Origin of the sequence: Vibrio sp. 10N.222.52.B7 (assembly GCF_041474275.1) — a bacterium.
GTDB classification, from domain to species: domain Bacteria; phylum Pseudomonadota; class Gammaproteobacteria; order Enterobacterales; family Vibrionaceae; genus Vibrio; species Vibrio crassostreae_C.
Genome location: NZ_JBFRTU010000021.1, coordinates 24,673 through 36,723 on the forward strand (window position 1 = coordinate 24,673; position 12,051 = coordinate 36,723).

At 47.4% G+C, this 12,051-nt stretch carries 13 protein-coding genes; 12 read left to right on the forward strand and 1 reads right to left on the reverse strand.

Features of this window, described 5'->3' with window-relative positions; all coding sequences use genetic code 11:
• Positions 1-10: 10 nt before the first annotated feature.
• The 11 genes from urtC (at position 11) to ureG (ending at position 8,811) form a co-directional block, all read left to right on the forward strand.
• The gene (gene urtC / locus AB4512_RS08065) at positions 11-1,183 is read left to right on the forward strand and encodes an urea ABC transporter permease subunit UrtC (RefSeq protein WP_372174733.1); all 1,173 of its coding nucleotides are present in this window, start codon (positions 11-13) and stop codon (positions 1,181-1,183) included.
• Positions 1,180-2,022: an urea ABC transporter ATP-binding protein UrtD gene (urtD, locus tag AB4512_RS08070; protein ID WP_017062506.1), complete on the forward strand. Its 843-nt coding sequence runs from the start codon at positions 1,180-1,182 to the stop codon at positions 2,020-2,022. Before urtC ends, urtD begins: the two co-directional genes overlap by 4 nt.
• A 1-nt stretch (position 2,023) precedes the next feature.
• Positions 2,024-2,719: an urea ABC transporter ATP-binding subunit UrtE gene (gene urtE / locus AB4512_RS08075; RefSeq protein ID WP_017062505.1), complete on the forward strand. Its 696-nt coding sequence runs from the start codon at positions 2,024-2,026 to the stop codon at positions 2,717-2,719.
• Positions 2,716-3,663, forward strand: coding sequence for an urease accessory protein UreD (locus AB4512_RS08080; protein WP_372174735.1), 948 nt, complete (start codon positions 2,716-2,718; stop codon positions 3,661-3,663). The genes urtE and AB4512_RS08080 overlap by 4 nt, the downstream gene beginning before the upstream one ends.
• A 133-nt stretch (positions 3,664-3,796) precedes the next feature.
• Positions 3,797-4,099, forward strand: coding sequence for an urease subunit gamma (ureA, locus tag AB4512_RS08085; RefSeq protein WP_004735119.1), 303 nt, complete (start codon positions 3,797-3,799; stop codon positions 4,097-4,099).
• 11 nt (positions 4,100-4,110) lie between these two features.
• On the forward strand, positions 4,111-4,446 hold the full coding sequence (locus AB4512_RS08090) for an urease subunit beta (protein ID WP_017069302.1): 336 nt from the start codon (positions 4,111-4,113) through the stop codon (positions 4,444-4,446).
• A 40-nt stretch (positions 4,447-4,486) separates the two neighbouring features.
• The gene (gene ureC, locus AB4512_RS08095; RefSeq protein WP_102320706.1) at positions 4,487-6,190 is read left to right on the forward strand and encodes an urease subunit alpha; all 1,704 of its coding nucleotides are present in this window, start codon (positions 4,487-4,489) and stop codon (positions 6,188-6,190) included.
• Between the two features lie 90 nt (positions 6,191-6,280).
• Complete coding sequence (gene ureE / locus AB4512_RS08100) at positions 6,281-6,733, forward strand: urease accessory protein UreE (protein WP_171732545.1); 453 nt, start codon at positions 6,281-6,283, stop codon at positions 6,731-6,733.
• Between the two features lie 73 nt (positions 6,734-6,806).
• Positions 6,807-7,403 (forward strand): HupE/UreJ family protein, encoded by a 597-nt coding sequence (locus AB4512_RS08105; RefSeq protein WP_372128860.1) that lies wholly within the window; start codon positions 6,807-6,809, stop codon positions 7,401-7,403.
• A 42-nt stretch (positions 7,404-7,445) separates the two neighbouring features.
• Complete coding sequence (locus tag AB4512_RS08110) at positions 7,446-8,126, forward strand: urease accessory protein UreF (protein ID WP_372174737.1); 681 nt, start codon at positions 7,446-7,448, stop codon at positions 8,124-8,126.
• Positions 8,127-8,172: 46 nt separating this feature from the next.
• Positions 8,173-8,811 carry an urease accessory protein UreG gene (gene ureG, locus AB4512_RS08115; protein ID WP_017062498.1) on the forward strand — a complete coding sequence of 213 codons (639 nt, stop codon included), beginning with the start codon at positions 8,173-8,175 and terminating at the stop codon, positions 8,809-8,811.
• A gap of 93 nt (positions 8,812-8,904) precedes the next feature.
• On the opposite strand, the gene xseA is transcribed toward ureG, so the two are convergent.
• Complete coding sequence (xseA, locus tag AB4512_RS08120) at positions 8,905-10,251, reverse strand: exodeoxyribonuclease VII large subunit (RefSeq protein WP_065584650.1); 1,347 nt, start codon at positions 10,249-10,251, stop codon at positions 8,905-8,907.
• 269 nt (positions 10,252-10,520) lie between these two features.
• Between xseA and guaB the strand changes: the two genes are divergently transcribed.
• On the forward strand, positions 10,521-11,984 hold the full coding sequence (gene guaB / locus AB4512_RS08125; protein ID WP_004735127.1) for an IMP dehydrogenase: 1,464 nt from the start codon (positions 10,521-10,523) through the stop codon (positions 11,982-11,984).
• Positions 11,985-12,051 lie beyond the last annotated feature (67 nt).

Consider the following 12,051-nt stretch of genomic DNA (forward strand, 5'->3'; position numbering starts at 1 on the left):
GGACAACATCATGCAGTCAAAATCATTTGTACTTTCGGCAATGCGTGGTGACAAAGGTGGCCAACTGACCATCCTTGCCATTCTAGCGGCCGTTATTCTTATCCCACTGGCTAACACCATGTTACCAGGTGGGCACCCGCTCCATGTAGAGACTTTTACTATCTCGCTGATGGGCAAATATCTGAGCTACGCAATGTTGGCGTTGGCGCTCGATCTGGTGTGGGGCTATCTCGGAATCTTGAGCCTTGGCCACGGTGCTTTCTTTGCGCTTGGTGGTTATGCGATGGGCATGTACTTGATGCGTCAGATTGGTGACCGTGGGGTTTATGGTGATCCAGTCTTACCAGATTTCATGGTGTTCCTTGATTGGTCTGCGTTGCCGTGGTTCTGGCAGGGCTTTGACCAGTTCTGGTTTGCTTGCCTGATGGTGGTGCTAGTGCCGGGCGCATTGGCTTACTTGTTCGGTTATTTAGCTTTCCGCTCTCGTGTGTCCGGGGTGTATCTTTCTATCATGACTCAGGCATTAACTTACGCATTGATGCTGGCATTTTTCCGCAACGAAATGGGCTTTGGTGGCAACAACGGACTGACGGATTTCAAAGACATCATCGGTCTGAGTTTGCAGAGTGATGCGGTCAAGATAGGTCTGTTTGTCGCGACTGGTATTGCGCTTATTCTCAGCTACATAGCTTGTCGCATGGTGGTGACCAGTCGATTAGGTCGTGTGGCATTAGCGATTCGTGATACGGAATCACGCACTCGCTTTATGGGCTATGACGTCGATGGCATCAAGCTGTGGGTCTTCGTTCTTTCTGCGGTTATCGCCGGTATTGCCGGGGCTTTATATGTCCCTCAAGTGGGTATTATCAATCCGGGAGAATTTGCTCCTCTTAACTCGATTGAGATTGTGGTTTGGGTAGCCTTAGGCGGTCGTGCCACTCTGTTTGGTGCCATTGTCGGTGCATTGATCATCAACTACGCCAAGAGTTGGTTTACGGTTGAGTTCCCGGAGGTGTGGCTGTTTGCTCTGGGTGGACTATTCGTACTCTCAACCATGTACTTCCCACAAGGTGTGATTGGCTTTGTCAGTGAAAAGTGGCAGCAGCTGCGCAAGGCATCAAATGGGAAAAACCAAGATAAAGATAAGGATGATCAGCACAAGGCCAAGGAGGTGATCGCATGACCACATTTAATAGCGTAAAGGAATCGGTTCAGGCGTTCACTCGTCGAGACGAAGTCTTTGATTACCTCAAACCCGATATTCATCCTGCCATCGATACTCGACATAATGTGCTGTTGTATGTCGAAGGCGTCAACAAAAGCTTCGATGGTTTCCAAGCGATAAACGACCTCAACCTTTACATCAAAGAGGGAGAGCTACGCTGTATCATCGGTCCTAATGGCGCAGGTAAAACCACCATGATGGACATTATCACAGGTAAAACTAAGCCAGACACCGGCGAGGTGTGGTTGGGTTCGAACATCAACTTATTGAAGATGAACGAAGCCGAAATCGCCAATGCAGGCGTTGGGCGTAAATTCCAAAAACCGACCGTGATTGAGTGTTTAACTGTGTGGCAGAACCTTGAATTAGCCATGGCCGGTGACCGCTCAGTGTGGGCGACGTTCACCGCTGTGATGTCTGGTGAACAGAAAGACAAATTGACCTCGGTACTTGAGCTGATTCATTTAAAAGACGAAGCGGCGAATTTGGCAGGTAACCTGTCTCACGGACAAAAGCAGTGGTTAGAGATCGGCATGCTATTGATGCAAAACCCTAAGCTGTTGCTGGTGGATGAACCCGTGGCAGGTATGACTCACCAAGAAATGGACCGCACCTCTGAACTTCTTAACTCGCTAGCAGGTAAGCACTCGGTGGTTGTAGTTGAACACGATATGGATTTCGTTCGTTCGATTGCTAGCCACGTCACCGTGCTTCATCAAGGTCACGTGTTGGCAGAAGGCACCATGGATCAAGTGCAGGCTCACCCTGAAGTTAAACAAGTTTATCTCGGAGAATAGGATGTTAGAGGTTAAATCAGTTAATCAATATTACGGTGAGAGCCACACGCTGTGGGATTTGGATATGCAGATCCCAGAAGGTAAATGCACGGTGCTAATGGGGCGAAATGGTGTCGGTAAAACCACCTTACTGCAATGCATTATGGGGTTGGTGAAGGTTGAAAGCGGTGACATCTCCTTATCGGGTGAGTCACTTTTGAAAACCGATGCCGAGGACCGTCCACGCCAAGGGATCGGCTATGTACCGCAAGGTCGCCAGATCTTCCCAATGCTCACTGTTCAAGAAAATCTAGAGGTCGGTTTACCGATTCGTAAAAAGGGTGACCGCAAGATCCCTGAATTCATCTTCGATATTTTCCCAGTGTTAAAAGAGATGCTACATCGTCGCGGTGGTGATTTATCGGGTGGCCAGCAGCAACAGCTAGCGATTGGGCGTGCGCTGGTGGTTAATCCAAAGCTATTGATCTTGGATGAGCCGACGGAGGGTATTCAACCCAATATTGTGCAAGAGATTGGCGACATCATTCGCATGCTCAACGAGAAAATGGGGCTCACGGTTCTGTTGGTTGAACAGAAGCTGCCGTTTGCAAGAAAGGTCGGTGACCGTTTTTGCATTATCGACCGTGGACGCCAAGTGGCAGAAGGTGAAATGACAGGGCTCGATGAGTCCTTGATAAAGGAGTACCTAACCGTATGAATTCTCTCTTTTCTCCGAATGAAGTAAGCAAGGCTTCTTTAGTAGAAGCTTTATCTTTGAATGAGACCATCGAACAAGATATTCGTGATGGTTGGCAAGCGAGTTTAAACCTCACCTTTGTCGATCGAGGTGATAAAACCGTATTAAAGAATCGTCAGCAGTCTGGTCCGCTTGCGGTGCAACGCCCCCTGTATCCTGATGGGGAAACGTGTCACACCTACTTACTCCATCCCCCCGGCGGAGTGGTAGGTGGTGACACTCTCAATATTAACGTGAATCTTGAGCACGGTGCTCACGCGTTGATTACCACACCCGGTGCGACCAAGTTTTACCGCTCAAACAACAAGTACGCCAAGCAGAAGCAGACCCTACGAGTGAAGAAAGATGCACGCTTAGAATGGATGCCGCAAGAGAACATCTTTTTCCCGAATGCACACGTTCGTTTAGACACTGAAATTCGCCTTGAAAAGGGTGCACAGTTTTGGGGTTGGGAGATGCACTGTTTTGGGCGGCCTGCACAGAATGAGGGATTTGAGCGTGGCCACCTGGTTGGGAAGACGGAAATCTACCTTGATAATCAAAGGCTTCTGACTGAAGGTTTTAATTTTCACGGTGGCGATAAGTTAATGATAAATATGGGGTTACTTGATTTTTCAATGATGGGTACCTTTTATCTCACCTCAAATGAGAAGCAAGATTTAGAGTTGGTACAGAGCTTGCTCTTATCTATTACACAGCAAGCTTCACAGCAATCAGTCACATCAAAAACGTCGAGTGAACCCACATTAATATTGGGTGCTACACAGATAGAAGGATTGATTGTGGTGCGAGCCTTGGGTTATTGGAGTGAAGACATCCTCCAGGCCTTTGGTCAGATATGGCAAGCAACTCGCTCTCATTTATGTGGTACGACTCCTGATTTACCAAGGATTTGGGCGACTTAGCGATTAGCCCTATTTGTACCGAGGGCGACTTCCGGCCCTCGGTACATTTTTTCAAGCTTGCTGTGATTGAATCCCACTTACTGCTCATGCGTTTCTGAGCAATAAGAAAACAACACTAACAGCGGGCAGCTAAATGGAATTAACACCAAGAGAAAAAGATAAGCTACTTATCTTCTGCGCAGGAATGCTGGCACAGCAGCGTAAACAGAAAGGCTTAAAACTCAACTACCCAGAATCTATTGCTCTGATCAGCAGTGCCATTCTTGAAGGTGCCCGTGAGGGGAAAACCGTTTCGGAATTGATGGATTTTGGACGCACACTGCTTACCGTCGATGACGTTATGGAGGGGATCCCTTCCATGATCCCAGATGTACAAGTCGAAGCGACTTTTCCCGATGGCACCAAGTTGGTGACCGTTCATGAACCTATCGTGTAGGGAGAAGAAATATGGCTGGATCCACCAAACAATATTCAGGCTTAGTGCCCGGAAAAGTAGAAACCGCTCCCGGTGATATCACTCTAAACGAAGGCCGAGACACGACGTCCGTAAAGGTTCAAAATATAGGCGACCGTCCCGTGCAAATCGGCTCTCATTACCACTTCTATGAAGCAAACCCTTCGCTGATCTTTGACCGAGAAGCTACTAAAGGCTTTCGACTCAATATCCCAGCAGGCACAGCTACCCGTTTTGAACCGGGTCAGTCACGTAGCGTCGAGTTAGTGCGTTATGCCGGTAAGTTAGAGATTTATGGCTTCCAAGGAAAGGTGATGGGTAAGCTCTAAGCGCTCCCATAGAAAGAATTAAAACAACAAAGGATTGATCATGGCGACGATATCCAAACAGGCTTATGCCGAAATGTTTGGGCCTACAGTCGGTGACCGAGTGCGTCTTGCTGACACCGATTTATGGCTAGAAGTTGAAAAGGATTACACCGTATACGGTGATGAAGTGAAGTTTGGCGGCGGTAAAGTGATCCGTGATGGACAGGGACAAAGCCAACGTCCAAGCGCCGAAACACCTGACTTGGTGATCACCAATGCGATTGTGTTGGATTATTGGGGCATCGTAAAAGCCGATGTCGCCATCAAAGACGGCCGAGTTCAAGCTTTAGGCAAAGCAGGTAACCCAGACGTTCAGCCGGGCGTCGATATAGTAATTGGCCCGGGCACGGAAATTTTGGCAGGTGAAGGCTCGATTCTCACCGCGGGTGGTATCGACTCACATATTCACTTTATCTGCCCGCAACAGATTGAAGAAGCCTTAGCATCTGGTGTTACGACCATGATAGGCGGTGGTACGGGGCCAAACACAGGGACTAACGCGACGACATGTACACCGGGTCCATGGAACATGCACCGTATGTTGGAATCACTCGACCAATTCCCAATGAACTTTGGTTTGTTAGGTAAGGGCAATGCGAGCCAACCGGAAGCATTGCGTGAACAAGTGGCAGCGGGTGCTGTGGGTTTGAAGTTGCACGAAGACTGGGGAACAACCCCTGCCTCAATCGATACTTGCTTGAGTGTTGCTGACGAGATGGACGTACAAGTTGCGATTCACACAGACACATTGAACGAATCGGGTTTTGTTGAATCGACACTTGGTGCAATCGGTGATCGCGTGATTCATACCTATCACACCGAAGGTGCAGGCGGTGGTCATGCTCCCGATATTATTCGCGCAGCAGGTGAACCGAACGTTCTGCCTTCCTCAACTAACCCGACACGTCCTTACACTATCAATACCGTCGATGAGCATTTGGATATGTTGATGGTGTGTCATCACCTTTCACCATCGATTGCTGAAGATGTCGCGTTCGCCGAATCGCGTATTCGCCGTGAAACCATTGCCGCAGAAGACATTCTTCATGACTTAGGCGCGTTCTCGATGATCGCTTCGGATTCACAAGCTATGGGGCGAGTGGGTGAAGTAATAACTCGAACTTGGCAAACCGCGCACAAGATGAAAGTTCAGCGTGGCAGCCTAAAAGAAGATTCTGATTACAGCGATAACTTTCGTTTAAGACGTTATGTCGCTAAGTACACCATCAACCCTGCTATCACGCATGGCATGTCTCATGAAATCGGTTCTATCGAAGCAGGGAAGTTAGCTGATCTAGTGTTGTGGAAGCCCGCTTTTTTTGGTGTGAAGCCCAGCGTGATTTTGAAAGGTGGCATGATTGCCATGGCACCAATGGGCGATCCAAACGCTTCTATCCCAACCCCTCAACCTGTTCACTATCGCTCTATGTTTGGTAGCTATGGCAAGGCGTGTCAGAACACATCGATGTTGTTTGTCTCTAAAGAAGCCAAAGCGCAGAACATCGATAAGCAATTGGGTTTGCAGAGTTTGATTGGTGTAGTGAGCAACTGCCGAAATATCAGTAAAGCCGACATGAAGCTCAATGATTGGATGCCGAAAATTGAGGTGGATTCTCAGACGTATCAAGTACGCGCCGATGGGGAACTGCTGACATGTGAGCCTGCAGAAGAGCTGCCAATGGCTCAGAGATATTTTTTATTCTAATAGCTCGGCAGAAGGCTCTTGTTTTAGCTCTTAATTGAGGGCTCTTATTTTGAACGTTATAAATCTCACAAGGAGATTGAGGTAATAGCAATGATTGAACTGACTCAACTGAATACTCAAATGCAAAATGCACCGGATGGCTACTTAAGCCTGCCGATCGATAGCCGAATCAAAAGCCGTCTTAAGGTGATGTTAGATGACGGACGTAATGCCGGCCTGTTTCTACCGCGAGGTCATATCTTGCGTGGTGGCGAACAACTGTCGAGTGAATGTGGCTTGGTAGTGGAAGTGAAAGCGGCACCAGAAACCGTTTCGACTGTTTACTGTGAAGACATGCTCCTGTTAACACGAGTGGCTTACCACCTTGGCAATCGTCATGTTCCGCTGCAAGTGGAAGCTGGGTGGGTTCGCTATCAACACGACCATGTTTTGGATGAAATGGTGGAAGGTTTGGGCGCGATAGTGACGACCGAAAAACAACCCTTTGAACCTGAAGGTGGCGCTTATGGCGGTCGCTCAGGTGGACATCATCACCATCATTAATCGAGTCATTGATGACTCACTAAACGATTTATATAACAACAAATATTAATAACTATAAAGCAAGGAACTCGCGATGAACTTTAAAACAGCTGCTGGCTTATGTACTTTCACAATAGCTTCTCTAACAACATCAACGATGGCTTTCGCTCACCCAGGACATGGGGCGCATTCAGTTCATGAGTCTCACTCGTTTATGTCTGGCTTAACTCACCCTGTGACTGGCATGGATCATCTGATCATGCTGATCGCTTTCGGTTTATTAATTGGCGCACTGTCATTTTCCACCAAGACAAAAGCATCTCTGATTGGCGGTGGATTGGTGTCTTTAGTGGTAGGGCTTATCGCAGGCCAAGCCCTAGGTTTCTCTGTGATTGTTGAGCCTGCCATTATCGCTTCTCTGTTTGTCGTCAGCTTATGTTTATGGCATGTATTCTCACCATCAACCAAGCGTGTAAACAGCGTATTAGTTGCTTCAATTGCTATGTTGTTTTTCCATGGTTACGCACACGGCGTTGAAGCCGCGAGCAACCTGACTCAGTTCGCAACAGGCATGAGTATCAGTGCTTTGGCTCTGATGGTTATCGGTACTTTTGTTGGTCGCGCGGTTTACTCTAAATGGTTGTCAGTCGGCGTGGCTTCAGCAAGCGCACTATTGCTGTTAGGCGCGTAGGCTCTCGAACTTATTTGATTCTGGAAGACTGAGGGCACGATTATGACCACAACAGAAAATGTAGCCGTCTATCGTCTGTTTCAATTGATCAGTCCATCGTTGCCGATTGGTGGGTTCACTTATTCGCAAGGCTTAGAGTTAGCGGTTGAAGCGGGGTGGGTGACCGATCGCAACAGCATGGAACAGTGGCTCAACACCATCGTCAACTCCAGTGTCGCGACCTTGGAATTGCCTATATTAGAGCGTCTTTACCACGCTCTAGAAAAGGGTGAACTCGATGAGATTGAGCACTGGTGTAATTACCTGTACTCAAGCCGTGAAACCAGTGAATTGCGAGCGGAAGAGAAACAGCGTGGGCAAGCATTGAATACTTTGTTGAAGCGCTTAGATATCGATATTTCACTGGTGGACTCTGTTGATAGTCACCCAAACCAATTGTTGGGCATGTGTATGGCGGCTCAGCATTGGGGTATTGATTTAGAGAGCCTCAAGCAGGGTTATTTATGGAGTTGGCTTGAAAACATCGTTACCGCAGGGGTCAAGTTAGTGCCTTTAGGTCAAACCGATGGTCAGTTGGCATTGATTAATATCACCAACACCTTTCCTGAGGTGATCGAAAAGGCCCGCACGATAGAAGATTGGATGATAGGCAGCTTTTCGCCTTCGATGGCATTAGCGAGTTCATTGCACGAAACACAATACACACGACTATTTCGTTCGTAGCGGTTAGCGCGAACGATGTAGCAAAAAGAATATAAGGAAGTAGACAATGGAAAGTTATAAGCAACCACTTCGAATTGGTATTGGCGGCCCGGTAGGGTCTGGTAAAACAGCGCTATTAGAAGTGCTTTGTAAAGCGATTCGCGACAAGCTCAATATCGCAGTGGTAACCAACGACATCTACACTCAAGAAGATGCCAAGATACTTACGCGAGCAGAGGCTCTAGAACCAGATCGTATTATTGGTGTTGAAACGGGTGGCTGTCCGCACACGGCGATCCGTGAAGATGCGTCGATGAACTTAGCTGCGGTAGAAGAGCTTGCCAAGCTGCATAAGAACCTCGATGTGGTATTCGTCGAAAGTGGCGGTGATAACTTGAGTGCGACGTTCAGCCCTGAATTAGCCGATCTTACCATCTACGTGATTGATGTAGCGGAAGGGGAGAAGATCCCACGTAAAGGTGGTCCGGGTATTACACGATCCGATCTGTTAGTCATCAACAAGATCGATTTAGCACCATATGTGGGTGCGTCACTTGAAGTGATGGAGCAAGACACTCAACGCATGCGACCAACTAAGCCATACGTGTTCACCAACCTCAAAGAGAGCCAAGGTTTAGATTTCATCATCAACTTTATTGTGACTGAAGGGATGCTAACCATGAAGGAGCCTTCTACTACTGAGTAGGGTTGGAATAGGTTAGTTTTTTGAAAGCGTTAGATACTAAAAAGCCCTGTCGATTATCGATAGGGCTTTCTGGTTTGAAACGTTAGGTCGAACTTAAAGCTCGCTCTTAGTCACTCTTGTGGTCACTTGCGACTCAATCACACCGTCTTCAACTTGAGTGGTGATCACTTCACCGACTTCGACATCGTTAATCGATGATACCGTCTTGCTCGATTCTGAATGAGTAATGCTGTAGCCACGCTTTAGGGTTGCCAGTGGACTAACGGTCTCTAACTTCTCTGCAGCCATAGCGAGCTGGTGGCGAGTGGTTAGTAATGTCTTGTCCATTGCATCCAATAGCTTTTGCTCTGAACGTTGCAGATGCAGTTTCTGTTCGCCAAGGCGTTTCACTGGTGAGTTCAACTGAAGTTGGTGCTGTTTACGTTCAACACGCTGTGCATGTTGTTTTAGGTATTGAGTCATACCACGACGCAAACGCATATCTAGGTCATCAAGCTGCTGACTCTGCTTTTGAAGTTGGTAGCTAGGGTGTTGCTTCTCTAAGCGGTATTTCAACGTTTGAGTTGATTGCGCTTGTTTGATTAGCACATGACGAATCGCACTCACTAAGCGAGCACGTTTAGACGCGAAAGCTTGTTCTTTATGACTGTTATCACGGCTAACCAATTCTGCGGCAGCTGATGGCGTTGGGGCACGCATATCGGCAACGAAATCAGCGATAGTGACATCCACTTCGTGGCCAACGGCGCTGATAATCGGGATTTGGCTTGCTGCGATTGTGCGAGCTACGATCTCGTTATTGAAGCACCATAGGTCTTCCAGTGAGCCGCCACCACGGCCGACGATTAACACATCACATTCATTGCGTTCGTTAGCGCGTCCAATCGCTTGGGCAATCTGAATCGCCGCCTCTTCGCCTTGAACCATGGTCGGGTAAACCACAACCGGTAGCGAAGGATCGCGCCTTTTTAGTACATCAAGAATATCAAACAGCGCTGCACCGGTTTTAGATGTGATAACGCCAACACGTTTTGGGTGTTCAGGAAGAGCTTGCTTACTTGATTGAGCAAACAGTCCTTCTGCGGCAAGGTTCATCTTCAGCTTTTCAAATTCTTGCTGAAGTTTACCGTCACCCTCTGGCTGCATGCTTTCGATAATCAGCTGATAGTCACCGCGTGGCTCATAAAGAGACAGACGTGCTTTGACTAAAACTTGATTACCGTTCTGAGGCTTAAAAGTCACACGGCGATTATTGCCACGAAACATAGCGCACTTAACTTGAGCGCGAGAGTCTTTAAGCGTGAGGTACCAGTGACCAGAGACAGGTGCAGAGAAATTTGAGATTTCACCAACGAGCCAGACTATTCCCATTTCGTTTTCTAATAGGAGACGAACCTCAGAGTTGAGGCGAGAAACAGTAAAGATGTTTGGATTAGTCATAGAAGCACTATCTTTCCTTGAAGGAAGGTCTTTCTTGGAATCTCACAGGGCGTGAGTATGGAAGATAGCGGCAATATAATACATAGCAAGGGGGTAAATGCAAATTAAAAATACAAAAATGTGTAGCCAAGCGATTTCGTTGGCCGTATAATCCGTCCGCAATATCTAATCCAAATGCAGTTTGATTTTCCTTAATTGGCTGCCCTCATTAGGCGAAACGATGAGATTGGATTGTTTCTTTTTACTCCTATTATTGTGAGATATTGCAAATGCTAAGAATTGCCAAAGAAGCGCTGACATTCGACGACGTACTGCTAGTGCCAGCACACTCCACCGTTCTCCCTAATACAGCTGATCTTCGCACTCAGCTGACGAAGAATATTTCCCTAAACATCCCAATGATCTCTGCATCGATGGATACTGTGACAGAAGCTCGCCTAGCGATTGCACTGGCACAAGAAGGCGGAATAGGCTTCATTCATAAGAACATGTCTATTGAACAGCAAGCTGAAATGGTTCGCCAGGTTAAAATTTACGAAGCAGGTGTGGTTTCTCACCCTGTTACTGTAAACCCTGACGCGACAATCGCTGATGTTGTAGCCCTTACTCAAAAACACGGCTTTGCCGGTTTCCCTGTTGTTACTGAAACAAACGAACTTGTTGGTATTATTACTGGCCGTGACGTTCGCTTTGTGACTGACCTTTCTAAGAAAGTTGATGTAGTAATGACGCCTAAAGCTCGCCTTGCTTCTGTTAAAGAAGGTGCAACTCGTGAAGAAGTTCAAGAGAAAATGCACGAAGCGCGCGTTGAAAAAGTTCTTGTTGTAAATGATGACTTCCAACTAACGGGAATGATCACTGCAAAAGATTTCCATAAAGCAGAACGTAAACCAAACGCTTGTAAAGATGAGCGCGGCAGCCTACGTGTAGGTGCAGCTGTTGGTGCTGGTGCTGGTAACGAAGAGCGCGTTGCTGCTCTAGTTGAAGCTGGCGTAGACGTTCTACTTATCGACTCTTCACACGGTCACTCTGAAGGCGTACTTAACCGTATCCGTGATACGCGTGCTGCATACCCTGATCTACAAATCATCGGTGGTAACGTAGCAACTGGCGCTGGCGCTCGTGCTCTTATCGAAGCGGGTGTTAGTGCGGTTAAAGTAGGTATCGGCCCGGGTTCAATCTGTACGACTCGTATCGTTACTGGTGTTGGTGTTCCGCAAGTAACAGCAATCGCAGACGCAGCTGAAGTGGCTAACGAATACGGTATTCCAGTAATCGCAGATGGCGGCATTCGCTTCTCTGGCGATATCTGTAAAGCTATCGTTGCTGGCGCATCTTGTGTGATGGTTGGTTCAATGTTCGCGGGTACTGAAGAAGCACCGGGTGAAGTTATCCTTTATAACGGTCGTTCTTACAAGTCTTACCGTGGTATGGGTTCTCTTGGCGCTATGTCTCAAGGTTCTTCTGACCGTTACTTCCAATCTGACAACGCTGCAGACAAGCTTGTTCCAGAAGGTATTGAAGGTCGTATCGCATACAAAGGTCGTCTAAAAGAGATCGTTCACCAACAGATGGGCGGTCTACGCTCAAGCATGGGCCTAACGGGTTCTGCAACTGTTGAAGACATGCGTACTAAAGCTGAGTTTGTTCGTATCTCTGGTGCGGGCATGAAAGAATCTCACGTACACGATGTTCAAATCACGAAAGAAGCACCTAACTACCGTTTAGGTTAATAATACGTCCAAACGTTTGAATAATGTGCTGATTTAGTCGGCACATTAATATACCAATCGTAGTAAA

What these genes read in the sequence shown, in the direction of transcription:
- xseA (WP_065584650.1), bottom strand. Translation starts at nt 10,251, where the DNA reads ATGACTAATCCAAACATCTTTACTGTTTCTCGCCTCAACTCTGAGGTT.
- urtE (WP_017062505.1), top strand. Translation starts at nt 2,024, where the DNA reads ATGTTAGAGGTTAAATCAGTTAATCAATATTACGGTGAGAGCCACACG.
- ureC (WP_102320706.1), top strand. Translation starts at nt 4,487, where the DNA reads ATGGCGACGATATCCAAACAGGCTTATGCCGAAATGTTTGGGCCTACA.
- ureA (WP_004735119.1), top strand. Translation starts at nt 3,797, where the DNA reads ATGGAATTAACACCAAGAGAAAAAGATAAGCTACTTATCTTCTGCGCA.
- AB4512_RS08090 (WP_017069302.1), top strand. Translation starts at nt 4,111, where the DNA reads ATGGCTGGATCCACCAAACAATATTCAGGCTTAGTGCCCGGAAAAGTA.
- ureG (WP_017062498.1), top strand. Translation starts at nt 8,173, where the DNA reads ATGGAAAGTTATAAGCAACCACTTCGAATTGGTATTGGCGGCCCGGTA.
- urtD (WP_017062506.1), top strand. Translation starts at nt 1,180, where the DNA reads ATGACCACATTTAATAGCGTAAAGGAATCGGTTCAGGCGTTCACTCGT.
- urtC (WP_372174733.1), top strand. Translation starts at nt 11, where the DNA reads ATGCAGTCAAAATCATTTGTACTTTCGGCAATGCGTGGTGACAAAGGT.
- AB4512_RS08110 (WP_372174737.1), top strand. Translation starts at nt 7,446, where the DNA reads ATGACCACAACAGAAAATGTAGCCGTCTATCGTCTGTTTCAATTGATC.
- ureE (WP_171732545.1), top strand. Translation starts at nt 6,281, where the DNA reads ATGATTGAACTGACTCAACTGAATACTCAAATGCAAAATGCACCGGAT.
- AB4512_RS08080 (WP_372174735.1), top strand. Translation starts at nt 2,716, where the DNA reads ATGAATTCTCTCTTTTCTCCGAATGAAGTAAGCAAGGCTTCTTTAGTA.
- AB4512_RS08105 (WP_372128860.1), top strand. Translation starts at nt 6,807, where the DNA reads ATGAACTTTAAAACAGCTGCTGGCTTATGTACTTTCACAATAGCTTCT.
- guaB (WP_004735127.1), top strand. Translation starts at nt 10,521, where the DNA reads ATGCTAAGAATTGCCAAAGAAGCGCTGACATTCGACGACGTACTGCTA.